The sequence below is a fragment of the Maridesulfovibrio ferrireducens genome, assembly GCF_016342405.1.
GTDB lineage: Bacteria > Desulfobacterota > Desulfovibrionia > Desulfovibrionales > Desulfovibrionaceae > Maridesulfovibrio > Maridesulfovibrio ferrireducens_A.
This window is the reverse complement of record NZ_JAEINN010000013.1, coordinates 19,817-39,986: the sequence shown is the minus strand read 5'-3', so window position 1 is coordinate 39,986 and position 20,170 is coordinate 19,817. Positions and strand designations below refer to the sequence as shown.

The 20,170-nt window shown below is 40.0% G+C and carries 17 protein-coding genes; 9 read left to right on the top strand and 8 right to left on the bottom strand.

The annotated features are described in order from the left end of the window. Window positions 1–10: 10 nt before the first annotated feature. Window positions 11–1,201, bottom strand: a complete 1,191-nt coding sequence (locus JEY82_RS14105; protein ID WP_304086586.1) for a glycine C-acetyltransferase — start codon at window positions 1,199–1,201, stop codon at window positions 11–13. A 231-nt stretch (window positions 1,202–1,432) separates the two neighbouring features. On the opposite strand from JEY82_RS14105, the gene JEY82_RS14100 reads away from it, so the two are divergent. Beyond that, window positions 1,433–1,894 carry an Lrp/AsnC family transcriptional regulator gene (locus JEY82_RS14100; protein WP_092159862.1) on the top strand — a complete coding sequence of 154 codons (462 nt, stop codon included), beginning with the start codon at window positions 1,433–1,435 and terminating at the stop codon, window positions 1,892–1,894. Between the two features lie 405 nt (window positions 1,895–2,299). Continuing rightward, window positions 2,300–4,576 (top strand): ATP-binding protein, encoded by a 2,277-nt coding sequence (locus JEY82_RS14095; protein WP_304086582.1) that lies wholly within the window; start codon window positions 2,300–2,302, stop codon window positions 4,574–4,576. Window positions 4,577–4,639: 63 nt separating this feature from the next. On the opposite strand, the gene JEY82_RS14090 is transcribed toward JEY82_RS14095, so the two are convergent. Next, entirely contained in the window at window positions 4,640–6,877 is a 2,238-nt protein-coding gene (locus JEY82_RS14090; RefSeq protein WP_304086579.1) for an MEDS domain-containing protein, read from the bottom strand. A 459-nt stretch (window positions 6,878–7,336) separates the two neighbouring features. Here JEY82_RS14090 and JEY82_RS14085 point away from each other — a divergent pair, with 459 nt between their 5' ends. After that, entirely contained in the window at window positions 7,337–8,023 is a 687-nt protein-coding gene (locus JEY82_RS14085) for a GntR family transcriptional regulator (protein WP_304086576.1), read from the top strand. Here the strand turns inward: JEY82_RS14085 and JEY82_RS14080 are convergent, their stop codons facing one another. Together JEY82_RS14080 and JEY82_RS14075 are read right to left on the bottom strand one after the other, a co-directional pair. Next, window positions 8,024–8,689, bottom strand: a complete 666-nt coding sequence (locus JEY82_RS14080) for a BON domain-containing protein (RefSeq protein WP_304086572.1) — start codon at window positions 8,687–8,689, stop codon at window positions 8,024–8,026. A gap of 72 nt (window positions 8,690–8,761) precedes the next feature. Continuing rightward, window positions 8,762–10,249 carry a glycosyltransferase gene (locus tag JEY82_RS14075; protein ID WP_304086569.1) on the bottom strand — a complete coding sequence of 496 codons (1,488 nt, stop codon included), beginning with the start codon at window positions 10,247–10,249 and terminating at the stop codon, window positions 8,762–8,764. A gap of 107 nt (window positions 10,250–10,356) precedes the next feature. Here JEY82_RS14075 and JEY82_RS14070 point away from each other — a divergent pair, with 107 nt between their 5' ends. The 6 genes from JEY82_RS14070 to JEY82_RS14045 all read left to right on the top strand — a co-directional run bounded on the left by JEY82_RS14070 (window position 10,357) and on the right by JEY82_RS14045 (window position 15,531). Continuing rightward, the gene (locus JEY82_RS14070; RefSeq protein WP_092159856.1) at window positions 10,357–10,956 is read left to right on the top strand and encodes an RlmE family RNA methyltransferase; all 600 of its coding nucleotides are present in this window, start codon (window positions 10,357–10,359) and stop codon (window positions 10,954–10,956) included. Window positions 10,957–11,086: 130 nt separating this feature from the next. Continuing rightward, window positions 11,087–11,836, top strand: a complete 750-nt coding sequence (locus JEY82_RS14065) for a YebC/PmpR family DNA-binding transcriptional regulator (protein WP_304086566.1) — start codon at window positions 11,087–11,089, stop codon at window positions 11,834–11,836. Next, window positions 11,837–12,343 (top strand): crossover junction endodeoxyribonuclease RuvC, encoded by a 507-nt coding sequence (ruvC, locus tag JEY82_RS14060; protein ID WP_304086563.1) that lies wholly within the window; start codon window positions 11,837–11,839, stop codon window positions 12,341–12,343. Next, a complete protein-coding gene (gene ruvA / locus JEY82_RS14055) occupies window positions 12,340–12,954 on the top strand; it encodes a Holliday junction branch migration protein RuvA (protein WP_304086560.1) in 615 nt (204 codons plus the stop codon). The genes ruvC and ruvA overlap by 4 nt, the downstream gene beginning before the upstream one ends. A 9-nt stretch (window positions 12,955–12,963) precedes the next feature. Continuing rightward, window positions 12,964–13,944 (top strand): Holliday junction branch migration DNA helicase RuvB, encoded by a 981-nt coding sequence (ruvB, locus tag JEY82_RS14050; RefSeq protein ID WP_092159848.1) that lies wholly within the window; start codon window positions 12,964–12,966, stop codon window positions 13,942–13,944. A gap of 129 nt (window positions 13,945–14,073) precedes the next feature. Beyond that, entirely contained in the window at window positions 14,074–15,531 is a 1,458-nt protein-coding gene (locus tag JEY82_RS14045; RefSeq protein WP_304086555.1) for a sensor domain-containing diguanylate cyclase, read from the top strand. A gap of 418 nt (window positions 15,532–15,949) precedes the next feature. On the opposite strand, the gene JEY82_RS14040 is transcribed toward JEY82_RS14045, so the two are convergent. From JEY82_RS14040 to fdhD, 4 genes are all read right to left on the bottom strand, one after another. Further along, entirely contained in the window at window positions 15,950–16,852 is a 903-nt protein-coding gene (locus JEY82_RS14040) for an IS1595 family transposase (protein ID WP_304086553.1), read from the bottom strand. Beyond that, window positions 16,819–17,811: a GTP 3',8-cyclase MoaA gene (moaA, locus tag JEY82_RS14035; protein ID WP_304086550.1), complete on the bottom strand. Its 993-nt coding sequence runs from the start codon at window positions 17,809–17,811 to the stop codon at window positions 16,819–16,821. Before moaA ends, JEY82_RS14040 begins: the two co-directional genes overlap by 34 nt. A gap of 1 nt (window position 17,812) precedes the next feature. Further along, window positions 17,813–18,760 (bottom strand): formate dehydrogenase accessory protein FdhE, encoded by a 948-nt coding sequence (locus JEY82_RS14030; RefSeq protein ID WP_304086548.1) that lies wholly within the window; start codon window positions 18,758–18,760, stop codon window positions 17,813–17,815. A gap of 389 nt (window positions 18,761–19,149) precedes the next feature. Further along, on the bottom strand, window positions 19,150–19,938 hold the full coding sequence (gene fdhD / locus JEY82_RS14025) for a formate dehydrogenase accessory sulfurtransferase FdhD (RefSeq protein WP_304086546.1): 789 nt from the start codon (window positions 19,936–19,938) through the stop codon (window positions 19,150–19,152). Window positions 19,939–20,170 lie beyond the last annotated feature (232 nt).

Genomic DNA, 20,170 nt, shown 5'->3' with positions numbered 1-20,170 from the left:
GGTGAGCCTTTTAATCAATAATGTTGAGTTTACGACTTACTTTGATAAATGCATCCACGGCCTTGTTTACTTGTTCCGTGGTATGGCCTGCCGACATCTGCGTTCTGATTCTGGCCTGTCCGCGAGGAACGACAGGGAAACTGAATCCTATTACATAAATACCTTCTTCGAGAAGGCCGGCGGCAACTTTTTGCGCCAGAACCGCGTCACCGAGCATTACCGGAATGATGGGGTGATGGCCCGGCACAAGGTTGAATCCGGCTTCTTCCATACGTGAACGGAAAAGTTGACTGTTTTCATTCAGTCTGGTTCTGAGTTCCGGTTGATTTCGGATCAGGTCGAGTACTGCAACTGATGTAGAGGCTATTACCGGAGCCAGAGTGTTTGAAAAAAGGTAAGGGCGGGATCTTTGACGCAACCATTCAATGATTTCTTTCCGGCCTGATGTGTAACCGCCGGAAGCTCCGCCGAGAGCTTTGCCGAGAGTTCCGGTGATTATATCGACACGGCCGAGAACTCCGCAAGCTTCAGGTGTTCCTCGTCCGTTTTCCCCGACAAATCCGACCGCGTGTGAATCATCAACCATGACAAGTGCGTCATATTTGTCCGCTAAGTCGCAAATTGATTTGAGATCAGCTATGATCCCGTCCATGGAAAAAACACCGTCAGTGACAATCAGTCGGTAACGGCAATCGGAAGCATCTTTCAATTGCTGTTCAAGATCTGCCATATCATTGTTTTTATAGCGGAATCGTTTAGCTTTGCAGAGGCGTACACCATCTATTATTGAAGCGTGATTCAGCGAGTCGCTTATAACCGCATCTTCGTTCGAAAGGATAGTTTCGAACAATCCGCCGTTTGCGTCAAAACACGATCCATAGAGAATTGTATCTTCAGTTTGGAGAAATTCGCTTATTTTTTGTTCAAGCTTTTTGTGAATATCCTGAGTTCCGCAGATAAACCTTACGGATGAAAGTCCGAATCCGTACTTATCAAGTGCTTTCTTTGCGGATTCTATCAGTTCTGGATTGTTGGCAAGGCCGAGATAGTTGTTGGCACAGAAATTAAGAACGTCCTGTCCACCTGCTACAGATATTTGAGCCTGTTGCGGTGATGTTATGATTCTTTCATCTTTGTAAAGACCTGTTGCTTTTAGCTCCTCAGTCTGCTCCGAAAGTGCTTTAAATAAATTGCTGGGCATATTTAATCCTCCATGTTGGGAAAGTGCTTCTTTCGTTTTAATTAAAAAACAATATGCTAAATCTTGTCAATGTTAAAATATGGCTTTAAAATTGTTAAAATACAAAAAAACGTAGGCTTTTATTTTGACAGGATAATTTTTATCATGGATTGACGGAATTGTCATTTTGCCACTATGTATAACATAATTAATTGTAAATTTCATAGTAATATTGAAAGCAGGAGATTCCGGGTGAAAGATAAAACTTTAGTTCTTGATGACATAGATCGTAAAATTATAGAAGAATTACAGAGTAATGGACGTGAATCTTATAAAAATATAGCGCGTAAGCTTGGTGTTTCAGATGGAACTGTCAGGTTACGCACTGAGCGGATGATTAAAAATGATTACTTGAGAATTACCGCTTCTGTAAATCCTCTTTATTTTGAGAACAGTTTGATTGCCTTGGTAGGTATCAACCTTGAAGGGCGTGCAAATCGTGATATTATGGAAAAAATTTCATTAGTCAGTGGAGTGCAGTCTGTAATAAATGTTTCTGGTCGTTATGATCTACTGGTGGAAGTATTTGTTCCTTCACGGAATGCGTTCAGACAGTGTCTGGTGGATGACCTTTCCAATATTGGTGGAATTAAATCTACTGAAACATTCATGTTCCTTGATGCGATAGATAAATGGGCGGAGCATAAAAAGTAGTTTCTGTCTTACCTCGAAATACCTTATTAGTTTTCTTCATAATTCAGATTTTACTATTTGCGTATGGTTCTGTCTAAGTCACTTTATATTAAGTTCATTTCTATATGAGCTGAATTGTGGTGCCCGATTTTTTGCGTGCAATCAATTTCTTCCATTTTCCTCGGTGCTTATTTCATTGACAGAAACTTAAAGTTTATAGCTTTTTGTTCTTCGTGAATTGCAATTTTAAGAGTAGAATCCAAATTTGAAATTATGTAATCAATGGTGTCGGTTGGAGATTGTGTGATCGATCACAGCTGAACCTTTTAAATTTATGTTAATTATGTCATTCTAAATGATAATTGGACGGACTGAGATAACCTATTGAGTTTGTACTTTGGCAACAAAATATTTGGGTGGAGTTTCATGATAAAATTTTTAGGATCAAGAAAAGGGCAGGTTTTACCTTACAGGCTCCTTATTTATATTTTGATATGCAGCTCTTTTTTTACAATTCTTGGAACCAGCGTTCAATTGTATATGGAATACCGGAGTGATGTCAGCGAGATTGAAAAGGCGATGACACAAATTGAAAACAGTTATGCGAATACTATTTCTGCCAGCCTTTGGGATATTAATATTGATCATGTTAAAATTCAGCTTGAAGGGGCTAATAAATTACCCGGGATGCGCTATTTAGAAGTCAGTGATATGACTTCGGGGGCAGTTGAGTCAGTTGTCTCTGTCGGTATGATACCTTCAAATGGCAAGATTATCGAAAAGACTTTTGTACTCAGTCATCTGGTGGATGGCAGACGTGTTGATGTAGGACAACTGCGGGTTGTTGCTGATCTTGAAAATGTTATTAACCGTTTGAAACATCGGGTATTCGTTGTATTACTGATGCAGGGTATTAAAACTTTTTTGGTCGCACTCTGCATATTAATTATTATCTACTACATGGTCACCCGGCATTTACAGTCGATGGCTGACTACGCGCAGGAAATGGATATTGACAATCTAGAGCGCCCGCTTGTTTTAAATCGTAGAAAGAACAGAAAGAAGTTTGATGAATTTGATAAGGTCGCCAAAGCTTTTAACGATATGCGGCTTAATCTGATAAGAGATATTGCTGAGCGTAAAAAAGCTGAAGAAGCCCTTATACAGTCTAATATGATTGTGGAAAAAAGTCCTGTTGTTCTTTTTAAATGGAGGGCTGAGGATGGGTGGCCTGTTGAACTTGTTTCTAAAAATGTGACGCAGCTAGGTTTTAATGCAGACGATTTTATGTCTGGAAAAATAAATTTTATTGATGTTATTCATCCCGAAGATCAAGGCAAGGCTATCAGTGAAGTTAAGAAGCATCAAAATTCAGGTGCTGACCATTTTAAGCAGGAATACAGGATTATTGCCCCTGACGGGCGCGTTATCTGGACTGAAGACAGTATTGTCGTAGCTAGAGACGCAGAAGGTGTTATTACTCATTATATGGGTATTGTTGCTGATTCTACTGAACGCAAAAAATCTGAGAATGAACTTTCCCGGCTGCGTAACCTCTTGAAAAATACAATTGATTCAATGCCTACTGTTTTAGTCGGGATTGATGATAATGGGCATATTATTCAATGGAACAGGTCTGCCGAAGAAGAGACCGGATTGTCATGGAAAGAGGTTAAAGGCCTTCCTCTTACCGATGTTTTTCCTCAGTTGGAAAGTGAGCAGAAATTGATTTCGGAAGCCGTCTCAATGTTTAAAATCCGTGAAAAACCGAAGGTTCCTTTTACCGTGAATGGAACAATTCTTTATAAGAATCTAAAAGTTTATCCTCTCCTTGACAGTGAAGAAGGTGGGGGAGCTGTATTATTGATAGATGACGTGACCATGAAATCACGTCTGGAAGAGATGATGATTCAGACTGAAAAAATGATGTCTGTCGGCGGTCTTGCCGCTGGTATGGCTCATGAAATTAATAATCCGCTTGGAGCCATTTTGTCAGGAGTTCAAGGAGCGGAACGACGTTTGTCGCCATCCTTACCTAAGAATGTTGAAGTTGCTTCTGAAATTGATCTAGATTTGGATAAAGTTCAGGAATACATGGATAAACGTGGTATAATCGGCTATTTGCGCGGTATAAGCGACGCAGGGCGCAGGGCCGCTCAGATTGTTCGTAATATGCTTGAATTCAGCAGGAAGAGTGAATCTGTGCGGGTTACGATGGACGTGAAGGGACTGCTAGAGAAATCACTCAGTCTTGCCGCCAATGATTATGATTTAAAGAAGAAATACGATTTCAAAACTATTGATATTCGTAGAGACTATGAGCAGGGATTACCTCAGATCAATATTACTGAAACCGAAATTGAGCAGGTTTTTCTGAATATCTTCAAAAATGCGGCTCAAGCAATGTCCGATAAAGATTTTGGAGATGAACGTCCTTGCCTGACTTTGAGGACGAGGAAGGACGGCGGCTTTGTTCGGATCGAAGTAGAGGATAACGGACCGGGTATGGAAGAGGATGTCCGTAAAAGAGTCTTTGAACCTTTTTATACAACAAAGCACGTAGGTCTTGGAACCGGTTTGGGGCTTTCTGTCTCTTATTTCATAATTGCTCGTAATCATGAAGGAGAGTTTCTTGTTGAATCTGAGCCGGGTAAAGGAACAAAGTTCATTATTCGTCTGCCTGAGGCTACTGTTTCATCATAATAAATTGCAATTGGGGCGCTTCTGTAAGTTTATATGAACATCGAATGTTGAATTTTAAAATAGCTAATTGATATTAATTAAAAAAGAATTAATTTTGTTCAAAAGATTATTAATATCAAGCGGCTTTGGTATATACGCATTAATCCCGGCTTTTAAAAATAATTCTTCATCGCCGGCAAGGGTGTGCGCTGTTAAGGCTATAATTGGAATCTGGCTATTTGTTTTACTAGCTTTTCCACTTCTAATAGCTAATGTAGTCTCAACACCGTCCATCTCAGGCATCTGAATATCCATAAGAATTAAGTCAAAGTGAATATTTTTTAATAAGTCCAAAGCCTGTTTTCCATTATTAGCCGTTTTTACTGAAAAGCCATTTCGTTGTAAAATTTTTACGAGGTATAACTGATTTATTCTTTCATCCTCTACGACAAGAATATCTCGAGATTTATAACTGCAATTCTTTAGCTTGTTTATTGTTTTTACTTGTTCATGCTGTCTATCTGTAGTGCCAAAAGTTAAACAAAAATAAACGGTTGTTCCGATACCTACTTCACTTTCAATAGATGATCTTCCACCCATCAGAGACACAAGATTTTTAACAATTGAAAGACCTAAGCCGGCTCCTTCAAAATTTCTAATCATACTTCCATCAACTTGTGTAAATTCTTCAAAGATTACATCAAGCTTTTCTTCAGGAATACCAATCCCTGAATCAGAAACGGAAAATAAAATCCGGTATTGTTTTTTTTTATAGTGGGGAAGAGGGAAAGCTGTGACTTCAATTTTTCCCTTATTAGAAAACTTGAGAGCATTACCTACCAAATTGTTTAGTATTTGATGGATTCTAGCTTTGTCCCCTATAAGAGTTTTAGGCACTGAAGGACAAATATAGAACCTAAGCGATAGTTTTTTTTGTGCCGCTGAGAATGCAAATAGTTGCTGAAGAGAGGAAAATATTTCTCTCAATTCAAAGTCTTCGCTATATATTTTTAGTTTACATGCTTCTATGCGGGAAATATCCAATATATCGCCGAGTAAATGTGCGAGTCTATTGCATGATTCCATACTGGTGTCTAAAAAATCACATTGTTCTTCAGTTAGCGAGGTATCGTGGAGGAGTTGCAGCATCCCCATAATTCCGTTTAGCGGAGTCCTGATTTCATGACTCATATTAGCTAGAAACATTGTCTTTGTTCTGCTTGCTTCTTCAGCAGCTTCTTTTGCTTCAATTAACTTTTCATTTGCTTGTTTTTCCTTTGTAATATCGCGAAAGACGCAATGAGTCTGACAAAACGAGTTGTCTTCATAATATCCACTCACTCCACTGAATTCGCCAAAGATATAGCTCCCATCTTTTTTCATCATGCAAAATTCTACGTTATGTTCTTCCCCGGAATTCTTAAGTTTTTTGAATTCATTTTCAAATTTAATTTGCCAATCAGGATGTAACAAATCTCTGATTTTTTTACCGATAAGTTCTTCTTTATCGTAACCCAGTGTACAGCAAAGCGATTTATTAACTCCTACAAAAAATCCACTCTCATCAAGTGATAGATATGGAATTGGAGCGTATTCATATAGTAATCTAAATTTTTTTTCACTTTCATTCATTCTTTTGAATATTGAATTGCCTGACTTAACATTTTCAAGCCATATATCTATTTCATTTTTATCGTAGTCGTCATTTAAATATATAACAGAAGGTATATAATGAATGTTGTTTTTGTAAATATTAGAGTTGTAGATAAGCATAGGATGAGCTTGTACAACCCTTTTAACAATTTCACTTGAGTATCTATTCTTATTGTATACACATAGAGACATAAATGGATATTCAGAGTAAATGTTTTTATTTACTAAATATTTATAATAGATAAGATTACCAATTTTTGAATGATCATCAAGATCAAAATTTATTTCTCCAACAGTCCTTAAACATGTTCGGCCAGCTTGTACCGCTTTCGAAGTCAACTCTTGCCATGATTTAAGAATCTTTTCTGGATAAAAAACCTTATCTGTTAAATAGTAGGTATTCGCATCAACAAGAATTAATTGACCGGAGTTAACTACCTTAGCATAATCAATTCCATAGCCAGATAGATCTTTAGCTACCATTCCAGGTTTGTATTTATCAAAAGCGAGCAGGCATTGATCTCCAGAATTCAGTCCATCTACTATAAATTCTATTGCAGCGTTTCTGTAGTATTTTAATTCATCATAAAGAAGCAAAACATGTTTTTTTTCATGCATACACTTAATCAATTCTGTTTTAAAATCACTTTGTCTGATTTCCTCGTTCATAATAGCCCCTCTAAGTCCCACTTTTCCAGCAATATAATATTCTGAAAGTAATTAAATTGAATACGCTTTTAGAGCTCTTGCCAAGATGTTGCCTAGTGCTCATGTCCTGAAAAATCAAGAAGGGCTTTAAGAAATAATTTGACGCTCTTTGTTCAGAATGGTCAATGGTGATGGGGAAAAATTTATGTTGAAAGTCTATTGTACTCGGTTGTTACTCGTTAAGTTTTTTGTTTATTTATTATTAATAGTCATTTTAATTTAAATTTGTATTCATTCATGCTTTAAAATATTGCCTTTCTAGAATGTAAGGCTGAAAGTTATATAATATATTATTACTTATTATGCTTTGGTCTTGCATTTTGCATAAAAAAAGCTATGTTCGTGCAGGTAAATTAATATTTGCACCACTTTACGTGGTGTATTTGTAATTTGGTCTCATTGTATTATGGGGGTGACGATATGAATAGCGAGGACAGGTTTAAACGGCGGGTTTTGCGAGATGATGTTGTTGAGTTTATAATTGAAGCAATTCTCAGTGGTGAGCTTATGCCCGGTGAAAGGGTCGTTGAGACAAAGATTTCCCGAGATTTACAAGTCAGTCAGGGGGCTGTGCGTGAAGCTCTTAGAGATTTAAAGGCCCGTGGCTTTGTTGAGTCAGAACCTTATAAAGGCTCAAGGGTTAAAGTGATGTCTCTTGCTGATCTGCAAGATTATTATAAGGTAAGACTTGAACTGGAGCCGCTTGCTGTAAAATGGGCTATCGAAAAAGATTCTCTTAAAATCGAAGAGTTGCGTTCCATTGTTGATGGTATGTATAAAGGTGCAAGATTCGGTGATCAACTCATGATCCTAAAAAATGATGTCAAGTTTCATAAAAGAATAATTGATTTCGCAGAGAATGAATATTTGCATCGGGCTTGGAATTCACTCGCAAATGACTATTGGATATATATGGGGGTTGATGCTGAGATAAAGAAATTCCCCGCGTTAATTGAGCAGGCTGAGAAGCATCAGCTAGTGGTAGATGCTATTGCCGAGGGCAATTTGGAGTTAGTGAAAATGCGTCTGGAAAACCATTTTTTAGATTTAAAAAGTGATCATTCGATTGAAAATAATAACTTGGACGAGTCTCTCGAAAGTTGTTGATTATTTATTAAGAGCCACTTCGCGCTTGGTGTGTATGTTGTATCTATTGTGCTTACTGGGCTTGATAAAAGATTTAATCGAGACAACTCCTGCGACCTGCGCTGCTGTCTGTCTGGCGCGAGCTATTTCATTAATATTTCCCACTCTGCCTAAAAGAACGATATTGCATTGCACTGATTTCACAGCGATATTTGTTCCCCACACAGACTCATCATTCAGTAAAGCTCCTTTAACCTGCATTTGCAGCATATAGTCGTCTGCCACATTACAGGCAGCGTCCTCTTTTTCTGCAAACAGAAATGTTGTAAGTGAGTTCACTTTTCCCGATTTTTTAACTATTTTGCGAATATGATTGAAATCTTCTTTTTCATCATATTTGCCTACTATATAGACATGACCGTTGTATGAATATGTGCTGATATCAAGAAATTCGAGATCTTTTTGATGAATAATTTGAGATTGGATGTTTGCTTCAAGCAGTTCGTCTTCTATAATTGTCTGGAATCCTCGTTCGTCTGCCCCGATGGAATAGGCCGTATAGATAGAGCCTAAAGCAGAAGGAATCATTGTGGGGCCGGGGAGTGGCGGAATGAAAATAGAAGCTGCACAACCGTTTATGCAGGCAATTGCGATAATCATTAAACAAAGTAATTTGATTTTCTGCATTCCCATATCTTCCTTGATAAGAGTGTTTGAGCAGATACAGCAATACTTATGCCTAAAGTTAGGTTTGATGTTTTAGTTCAGAAAATTCAGGATATTAATAATGCGGTTTTGGTAGGTATGATCTTTAAGAATAACTTCACGCCATTTTTTTGAAAGCGCAATTCTTTGCTGGGGATTGGTTAGAAATTTATTACAAAGTTCAGGCAATTCTGCCGGGGTGGAAAATGAGCATTCGCTTACTAAATCTTCGGGGAAGATCGAAAGTCCGGGAGTTTGGTCGGTGAGTAGAAAACCACCTGATGCCCATACGTCGAAATTGCGTTGAGTTAATCCATTCGGCAGCAGAGGGCTGGTCATATTTAAGGCGATGGCAGAACTTGAGTAAATTGTCGGCAGAATTGTATAATAGTCTATCGGTTTGCGCAGATCAATTTCAGGAAGCAATTCACGCCATCCTTCGTCTCCGAATACCGTCAGTTTGCTACCCGCATTTTTAAGAGCTTCGGTGCGCCATATTTTGCCTGCCTGTTCCGCTTTAAATCCTGTGGCTCGGACGTTTTTTTCCGGCCAGAATGATGCAAGCTTATCTCTTTTTGTCCACCATTCGAAATCAGGTTTAACGCCTTGATTAATGGCGGAGATTGCAGCGCGTTCATCCTCCTGAGAAAAGTCACATCCTGCAAAAAAATTAATTTTCTTGGGGAAGCTTGATCTACCCGCAAAAACAATACGCTCTTTCAGACCGGGATATGAACGAACATCCGGGTTGAAAATATCAGGGTCGGCTGCAAGAGGAAGGTGTTCAACTTTAGCCGCACCGAGATTCTGGAGCGGCTTAATGAACCAGTCATCTGTAATCAGCATGGGGACTTCTTTCCAATAAGCAGATTTAATGCCTGAGATTATGTGGAAAGGGTTATCTACCATCCAGACGACAACTTTAACTCTTGCTTCACGGAGTAGGAAGAATGTTTCACCCGAATTATCAAGTCCGTTAAAGTTTATACTGAAAACAATTTCGGGGCGTTCCTGTTCCAAAAGGGATAGTAGATCCCGGCGCATTGCATCCGGTGCGATAACCCTGTATGTGAAGTCGGCACGGGCAAAGGCTCGGGATATTTCGGGTACAAGCAGAGATTTGTCATCTCCCGGAATCCAGACGGATTTGCTTTGTATATTCGAATTAATTCCGGTTTTATTCAGTGTGAGTTTTGATATTATCGGTTCCCAGAATGAAGGGAAAAGTCTTTTGTTAGGTTTGTATAATATCAGACGAAAATTTTTATTATATAGAAAGTCGGTGTTGCCCGGCTGGATTTTTATAAATTTTGCAGGGATGTCATGTGAAGTCGGGATCTGTTTCTCGTAGTCAGGACATTCAATATAGTAATAGCAGGATTCCTCGGGAAATAATTTCGGCAACAGGTCCGGGGTCGGACCGACTCCAAGAAATAGTATATCTCCATTTCCGCCGAGGTCTTGAAAATATTCCTTCCCGTCGGGCAATGATTGAAATTTGCCGGATTCGTTTTTAATGCGGATTCTTTGGGGACGTTGCATAGTGTTAGACTTGGCTTGCGGGCCGTATTAAGTTAATTTCCTGTCACCTTATACCGCAGTCTCGGGAAAAAGTCTTTTTTCCGGACAGCTAAACAAAAAAAGAGAAGATGAAAGAATATCAAGATCATTACTTCAAAAAGGCGAAAAAGGAAAATTATCCTGCCCGTTCAGTATATAAGCTTATGGAAATCGACAAGCGGTTTCATATTTTTGAAGCAGGTCAAAAGGTTTTGGACCTTGGAGCCGCGCCGGGATCGTGGACTCTGTTCTCAGCAAAAAAAGTCGGCCCTAAGGGGTATGTGCTTGGTGTAGATATCCAGACCACCGAAACAGTGTTCCCCGAAAATGTAACTTATTTACAGGCTGACGTGTTTGAAGATTCTACGGAACTTATGGACGCAATGGAGAAACACCTGCCCTATGATTTGATTATCAGCGATATGGCTCCTAAAACAATCGGAGTTAGATTTGCTGATCAGGTTAATTCTCTTGAGTTGTGTGAAAGAGCTAGAGATTTAATCCCGAGAAGACTCAAGAAGGGCGGTCATTTCGTCGTAAAAATTTTTGATAGTGCAGATGTAAGAGCTTATACGGATTCGTTGCGTAAGATGTTTGGAAAGGTGAAAAACTTCAAGCCGAAAAGTTCCAGAGAGGAAAGTATGGAGCTTTTTATTGTAGCGCTTGGCTTTCGTGGCATTGAAGGGTAAAAGTCTCACTGCATCTGTTCATATTATATAGTATAGGAACCTTTTGTGCGTGAATGAAGTTCCGCATAAACAAAATCATAAATTATCCGTTCCGTATTTCGGACGGAGGCAGATTCTTTCAGGAGGAATAATGGCTGGACATAGTAAATGGGCGAATATTCAGCATCGTAAAGGCAGACAGGACGCTAAGCGCGGTAAGATTTTTACAAAGATGGCTAAAGACATAATTATCGCGGCTAAAGCCGGCGGTGGTGATGTTAATATGAACGCTTCCCTGCGTCTCGCTGTTGCTAAAGCAAAAGCTGTTAATATGCCCAATGATAGAATTGATACTGCCGTTAAAAAAGGTACCGGAGAATTGGCTGGCGGTGACATCAATGAGATGATGTACGAAGGTTATGGCCCCGGAGGAGTTGCTTTGCTTATTGAAGCCGCTACTGACAACAAAAACCGTACAGTTGCTGAAGTTCGTTATGCTCTCAGTAAAGCTGGCGGGAGTATGGGCGAAGCCGGAAGCGTTGCCTGGATGTTTGATAAGAAAGGCGTAATGATTTTCGACAAGGAAGCTTACACAGAAGATCAGCTCTTGGAAATCGGCCTTGAAGGCGGAGCTGAAGATGTAATAGATGAAGGTGATTCTTTTGCCGTTCATTGTGCTCCTGAAGATTTCTCTTCAGTTCAGAAAGCGTTTGAAGACGCAGAATGTGTAAGCCAGAGTGCTGAACTTTCTTTTATCCCTAAAAACCTCTTGGAAGTAGATGTTCCAAGCGCCAAAAAGCTAATGAATCTGATGGAAAAACTCGAAGACAATGAAGACGTCACTGATGTCTATGTCAATGCTGATTTCCCTGATGAATTAATGGCTGAGATGGAAGGTTAGATGGGAAATCCCGGCATTGTGATAATCGGTATTGATCCCGGTACCCGTGTTACGGGGTTCGGGATAGTCAGAGAAGTTTCCGGACAGGTCTCTCTGGTTGAAGCCGGCACAATCCGGACAGATACTAAAAAGCCTATGTGTGCTCGTCTCGGACAAATTTATGTCCGGTTAGCCGAGCTTATAGCAAGTCATAAACCGGATGAAGCGGCGATAGAAAATGTCTTCGTCGCTTCAAATCCGTCCTCTGCAATAAAACTTGGTCAGGCTCGCGGTGCGGCAATGGCTGCCTGTGCTGTCGCCGGTCTGGTTGTTTCCGGCTATGAACCTACCAAGGTCAAACGTAATCTGGTTGGAGCAGGGCGGGCTGATAAAAGTCAGGTCGCTTTTATGGTTGAGCGTATTCTCGGAGTTAAAAATACCAAGTGGGCCAACGACACCACTGATGCGCTGGCTATTGCAGTTTGTCATTTAAATGAACGCAGGTTTGCAAGGATGGCCGGTAAATGATTGCCTACATTCACGGAAAATTGCTTGAAGCCACGGATAGATCGTGCCTTGTCCTTACTCCCGGTGGAGTGGGTTACGAACTGTTTCTTACTATAACTGCTCTTTCAACTCTTCCTGCATCAGGTTCTGATGTTACTTTTTACGTGTTCACGGTGGTAAGGGAAGATGCTCTCGATCTTTATGGTTTCCCTTGCTTTGATGATCGCGAAGTCTTTCAGACATTGATTTCGATAGATCGCCTCGGGCCTAAAAAAGCATTGGCTATTCTTTCGCAGTTCAGTCCTAAAGAATTACAGGATATTGTTTTTCGTGAAGACGTGAAAACTCTTTCTATTGTTCCCGGTATCGGCCCGAAGTCTGCCCGTCAGATTTTGTGGAGTCTGAAAGACAAAATGGATAAACTGAGTTCGGCTACTATCCGTTCCGGAGCCTGTCCTGCTGAAGGCGATAGAAGTGAATTTCTTGATGCTCTTTCCGGTCTTCGCAACCTTGGTTACGCGGATGATGAAGTCAGAACTTTCCTTAAAGATATTTTCGATGAAGAACCCGATCTTGACGCAGCAGGGGCTATCCGTGTGGCGTTAAAGAAAATTTCACAAAGAAACAAATAGTTTAGGCGTATGAACGAAAGTAATCTTCCCGATGATCATATAAGACCGCAACGGCTCTCCGATTTTATCGGGCAGGATGATCTGCGTCATAATCTTGATGTTTTTATTCAGGCTGCCCGTGGACGCGGCACAGCAATGGATCATGCTCTTTTTTATGGAAATCCGGGTCTCGGTAAAACAACGCTGGCTCGTATTATTTCATCAGAGTTGGGGGTGAATCTAGTTTCTACCTCTGGTCCCGTAATTGAAAGAAGCGGAGATTTAGCCGCTATTCTTACCAATCTCTCACGAAACGACATCCTTTTTATTGATGAAATTCATCGTGTTCCATCTTCTGTCGAAGAAGTTCTTTATCCGGCGATGGAAGATTTTAATCTTGATTTGATTATCGGACAGGGGCCTGCCGCCCGTACAGTGAAGATTGATCTTGAACCTTTCACTCTGGTTGGCGCTACGACACGTCTGGGGCTTCTTACCTCTCCATTGCGCGACAGATTCGGTTGTATTTTCAGGTTGGAATTTTATTCCCCCGAAGAACTGGCTCATATCGTGACTCGCGCAGCCCGTATCTTTGATCTTGAAGTCACGGATGAGGGCGCTTTGATGATAGGTAGAAGAGCAAGAGGGACTCCGCGTATTGCAAACCGTCTTTTGCGCCGGGTGCGGGATTACGCAACCGTGCATGGTGATGGTGTTGTGAATGCTAAAATTGCGGACATGGCTCTTGATCGACTGGAAGTCGACCCGCTTGGTCTTGATCAGATGGATCGTAAGATCCTTTCTGTATTAATTGATCAGTTCGGTGGCGGACCTGTCGGTGTTAAAACCATTGCAGTTGCCTGCTCCGAAGAAGTCAGAACTATCGAAGAAATTTATGAACCTTACCTGATACAATGCGGCTTTTTAAAGCGGACCTCACGGGGGCGCGTCGCAACAGCTAAAGCTTATCAGCATCTGCAAGCTCACTCTGGATCTAAGAGATTATTTTAAAACTATTTAATTTATTTTTTAATGTGTACATTCTTTAAATGTCATGCTTTTGCGTGCGTTGAAGTTTGTGAAATATTATTGCACATAACTCTTTGGTCGGGGTAAAGTGTGGAGTATAGGAGGATGAATGTGTCTGTCAGACTAAAATTGATAATCACTCTAACGACAATTCTGGTCGTAGCTTTTATTTCCGTGTCTTTTTTCAATTACAATGTTTCCCGGAATTCAGCCCGGGATGAAATATTGAATTCAGCTCTGCCGTTAACCCGTGATAATATTTATTCGGAAATGCAGTCCGGTCTCATGCGTCCTCTTTTTGTTTCGTCTCTCATGGCCAATGATATTTTTTTAAAAGACTGGGCAAGCGAAGGCGAGAAGGATGTTGTTAAGATCATGAGGTATCTTGACGAAATCAGGACTAAATATGGTTTTTTCACCTCTTTTTTTGTGTCTGCCAAGACTGGTGAGTATTTTTACTATGACGGAGTTTTAAAAACAATATCTCCGAAAGACAGTCACGACGTGTGGTATTATAATTTTGTTAAGTCCGGTTTGGAGTATGAATTTGATGTTGATACAAATCAGGCCGTTGATGACATCCTCACTGTTTTTATTAATCATAGAGTGGAAGATAAAGAAGGTAATCTTCTTGGTGTTGCCGGCGTAGGTCTTAAGATGGATCAAGTCGCCAGCCTCCTTAAAATATTCACCCAAAAGTATTCAAAGAATATTTTTTTGGTGGATCCGCAGGGTGTTGTGCAGGTTCATGCCGATAAGCAACTGGTTGAAAGTTTGAATATTAAAGATATTGAGGGGCTTAAAAATATAGCTGACGAAGTTCTTGATATGAACCGGGACAGCTCTGCCATGTTTAAATATATGCAAGATGACGAACCTGTTCATCTTACCGCACGTTTCATTCCTGAATTTGACTGGTTTTTAATTGTTGAACAAAAAGAAAATGCGGCAATGAGAGCGGCTCGTAATAATTTTATAAGAACTTTAGGTATCGGAGCGCTCGCAACGCTACTGATAATAATTATTTCGATACTCACAATTAACCATTTTCAGGGAAGGCTTGAAGTTCAGGCTAATACTGACGAACTTACCGGAGTTGCTAATCGTAGATCTTTTGAAAAAAGATTCGATGGGGCTATGAATTTACATCTGAAAACAGGGAGTCCGTTTTCGGTTGTTCTGTTGGATTTAGACAGGTTCAAAGAGGTTAACGATACTTGCGGTCATAACGAAGGTGACCGACTGTTAAAAGAGATCTCCGGGGTTATTAATTCTTCTATTCGTGACAGTGATTTGTGCGCCCGATGGGGTGGCGATGAATTTATTGTTCTGGTGAGCGGAGATAGTTCGCAGGCTGTGTTCATAGCCGAGCGAATTCGTAGTTCTGTTGAGCAGGCAGGTGTTTGCAAAGATATTACTTCCATCGAATCTACCGTAATGAATGTTACGGTCAGTTGCGGAGTTGCGCAGTATATCACTGGAGATACGCTTGATTCCCTTACCTTGCGAGCCGATAAAGCTATGTATGAATCAAAGGAACTGGGTAAAAATAAAGTTGTTGCGAGCTGAAAAAATGAAGGCCGTCGGGACAGAGATCCGGCGGCCTTCGTTCTTTACCCTATGATAAAGGAGGTAGGGTAGAAAATGTTTTTTGAGTTTGTACGAAAACATCTATAGGTCCATTTTAGAAATTGCTATAAGTAGGCGCTTGCAGCTGGTTCTGCACTAAAATCTTTTGGGTAGAAAAATGAATGAGTAGGTAGGTTTTTGTAACAGTCTGTATTGATGACTTTTTTTAATATTTAAAAAATAATAGTTTTGTTGTGATGGTGTAATAATAAATTTGTTAAATTACTATTTTTTATAAGTTGCTGGTATTATATGGTTTTATTTAAAATGTGTTTGTTTTTACATAATTAAAAGTCCAAGCGTCTGTTTGCAGAGCTTGGACTTTGTTTATGATTTCTCAGTTAGCAGATATTAAGATTTAATCTACATCAGGTACTATTTTGCAGACATAGTTGACCAGAATATTAAAAATATCTTTATCTCGATTATTGAATCTGAATTCCAGTTCCTTAAGATATAACGGAAATCTGTGAGGGGATATTCCTTTGTACCGTTTGAATCTGTCTCGGGCGAATGTCCAGAATTCTCCGTCTGATTTTTCAATTTCAGGGGTTACACCCGGATATTTACGGATATAATCAAGAGGGAGCGAATCGTCTCCGCAGAGTATAAGTGCATTGTATTTCTGATAGCGATCAGTGTGAATAATGCTTCCGTGTCTTACAAGTTTAAGGTGAAAGTTGTGGTTAAAGTGAAAAACAGATTCGGCGTTGATATTTTGCATAAGGTCAATAAACACCCAACCATTTTTTTCAAGCACGCCGAATACGGGAATTACTTCAGACCCTGTTTTAGCAGGTATACCTGTAAGTTTTTTATTATTTAAATGCTTGTGCAGACCTGTTTCAGGTCCAAGGAGCTGAACAGCGTCAATTGCCTGCGCTAGAATTGCAAATCTCAGAGATGATACAGCCTTGTAAGCTGCATTGTAAGAAATCCCTAAATCCAGCGAAATTGCATGAGCTGTATTGTCTTCAGCAAAAAGTTGAATAAGGCGTATCCATTCAGTGCAGGACAAACCTCCATTGTTGATCCATCGGCCGCTGAAATCCTGAAATGTATATTTGCAGGAAGAACAGCGGTAGCGGCTGCCGTTTAGAACATATAATTTATTTTCTCTGCATCGTGGACAGAAAGGTTTTCTTTCTCCGAAACAGTTTGCAATTAGAAATTTTTTAGCTTCTTCCTCGGAAGAAGCTAGCCTTTTAAGTTTAGCTGCACGATCATCTAACCGCCGATGGCTGACATTTGTGTGCCGCATACTTCACTTCCTCTTCTGGCTTGTAGAAGATCGTACCCGAGAGGTTTATCTCGTGTAGCTGCTACAAGTACGCGTTTTAGAGACTCATCATTTAATTTTGGATTTCTCATGATGTCACGGAGTCGGTAGGTTTTGTCGGAAAACAGACAGGTTCTGAGATATCCGTCGGAGGTAATGCGAAGTCTATTGCATGTTCCGCAAAAATGGGAACTGACGGGAGAAATTAATCCTAATCTTCCTTTACCACCGTGAATAGAATACATTTGAGCCGGTCCCCGGTTTTCAGCGGTTCTTTTAATCAGGTTCAAGCTGGCAAATTGCCGTGCTTGCTCGAGAATTTCTTCAGCTCCCCAAAATCTTTCATTGGACCATCTTGTGTCTTCGCCCATGGGCATAAATTCTATAAAACGGAAATCAACGGGATTCTCTTTTGTAAATTTTATGAATGATTCCAGTTCGTGATCATTAATACCTTTCATGGCAACTGCATTTATTTTAACGCGTATTCCGGCTGAAAGACAGGCGGAAATAGAATTCAGAACCTCATTTAGATAATCGGATCCTGTGATGTCTTTAAATGTCTCGCGGTTCAAGGTGTCCAACGATATGTTCAGTCTGCTGATGCCGATCTTTTTGAGATCTTTTACATATTGTTCGAGCAGTGTGCCGTTGGTCGTAATTCGCAAGTCCATATCTGCATGATTGTTTTGTATAGATGAAATAAAATCCATAAAACCGCGACGAACGAATGGCTCCCCGCCGGTCAGCCGGAGTTTTGAGATATTTAGAGAGGCAGCCAGATCAATAAGTCTGAGCATTTCTTCATATCGCAAGATGTTGGGATGCGGTGTGAAAGTGAAGTCTTTAGTTACGCAGTATTTGCATCTTAGATTACATCGGTCAGTCACGCTAAGTCTGAGGTAGCTGACACTTCTTCCGAGTTTGTCAATTAATGTCATTTTAGAACCCCCATGCTGATAATGTTCCGCGTTTGTAACCCTCTTCGACTGCTAAAAAATCAAGCGGTAAAGATTCCAAGTCATCAAGTGTCGGGATGGAAACTTTGTCCAGTTCTCTGAAATCAATAGTTTTGATGTAATTATTGCAACTGTCGCAAACCTCAACACGGTAACCGGGCTCTCCCTCAGCTGTGAAAAATTTAATTTTTTTAGAGTCGCTTTCATCACAGTAAGCACACGCCAGTCTGCGCACGCGATATTCGGTATGACAGAACGAACAGTCCGCGTAACGGAATCCTTGTTTGTGACGCAGGACATGAATGAAAGGAATGCTGCCGCACACTGGGCAATGTCCATGATTACGGGCTGGCGGAGGACTGACTTCAATTTCCAGATCAACGCTGGTTGGTGTTTCTTCTTCTGTTTTTTCAATTTCAGGCAGATGTTCGGCAATGTTTCTAGCAACAACTTTGATTGATGGAGTTACTGACGATTGGATAAGAAAATTTAAAGTACGCGGAGCTTCGGGTGTCAGCTCTCCCCATTTAGCAAAGAAGTTGTCATCCCCTTGAACATATGCGGAAAAACCTTTTTCAAGATCAAGTTCTCCGTTTTCAATTCTATCAGAAATAAACTTTGCAGCATCAGCAATGGGGCCGGACAAATTTAAAAGTATATCAGAAAATTTTGCGAATAATTGAACTGCCTGATCGTGATCATATGGGAAATCTGCCCGGGCGAGTAAAGGGCGTCCCTGAATGTTTTCGGCGGCAGGAGCAAGGGACGCGGTGTCTGGCATAACTGGTGCGGCTTGTTGTTCTGCTTCAAGCTGAATTTTTGCTACATTTGATATAAGATCAACAAGTTCGCCCGGAAGAAATTCTTTTTTATTCAGGTTTATAATTTTTTTATCTAACTGACGTTGTGCCTTGCTGTAATCAAAAGTCATAATATTCTCCTAGTCGTTATCATCTTTGGGGACATAACATTCTGAATTTATATTGCTTAAATACTAATTACTTAACGTGGAGCATCTTTTTAAGTATTGATTCCGATTTTGCACTAAAGAGGGAATAAGCCTTCTTTGAGAAAGCTGCATGTTAATGTTAATTACTTTCGTTTTAGCACTAAAAATCAACTCTTTTGGTTACGTCGTCAACATCTATTTTAAAAATAAAATGAGGAATGATAAACATAACGAAGCCCTTGCCTCTTTAGTTAGTTTTAAAGGAGATAAGGGCTTTATTTTTTGATTCTGTAAGTTTTATGTAAAAAGAGTTATTATGTCAGGTTTGGTATAATACAAAAAAAGTAGGATTAAGCTATTTTATGAAGGCATCAAAGGCCTTCAATTCTGCCCTGATCATTATACACCCAGAATCCGGTATCACTGATGTTACCTATTAAAGTGATGCCGATTTTTCTTGCCAGTTCAACGGAAAAACTTGTGGCGACTGCTGTCGAAGCCAAAATTGGAACACCGATGCGGACAGCCTTAAGCAGGATCTCAGAAGCAACTCTTCCGGTAGAAACAATGATTTTACCGTTGGTAGGAACTTCTTCAAAAAAGCACTGACCGACAATCATATCAATTGCATTGTGTCTGCCTATATCTTCTCTGAAATAAAGCATATCAGTCGGCGTACAAAGGGAGGAGTTATGGCAACCTCTGGTCTGTCCGTAGAGCGTGGATCTTTCATGCAGTGTGCGGGCGTGATGCAGGATTTGATCAGGTGTAACCTTCAGGTCGGAATGGATAGTTTTTTTAGAAATGGTGGAAACGTTTCGTCCGAAGTTTGTCCCTTTTCCGCAGCCGGAAGTTATTGAATATTCGAGAACGCGCCCTTCCCATGGATCATTATTTGTTGTTACGTCCGCAATTATTCTGTCATCTCGCTCTGTTATTTTAATGTCTGTAACTTGATCCCTTGTGGAAATGTATGCGTCGGACTTCAAGAATCCTATTGCTAAATATTTTGGATACTTAGCAGTCGTAAGCAGCGTTACTACTTCTCGACCGTTAAGATTAATGGTTAACGGAATTTCAAGAATACTTTTAATTTCTTTATCTCGAAAAGAGTTGTTGGAATATTCTTTAACCGTAAAATTATGACTGTCTTTGACCATTTTTTCACCTGCGTTTGTTTCGAATAGGATAAATAAAAACTTGTGTAGTGGGCAAGTTTATCTTTTCTCCTTCAAGTTCAGCACAGAAATTGAATTTAAGGAATCGTATAATGTTAAATTTTCAATATTAGGGGCCAAACTAATAGTATAATTATGCTTGAGTTGACATATTGTCTGGATTTTGTTTTAGCACATATTGATAGTGCTGGGTTGATCTGAACGGCACTAGCTG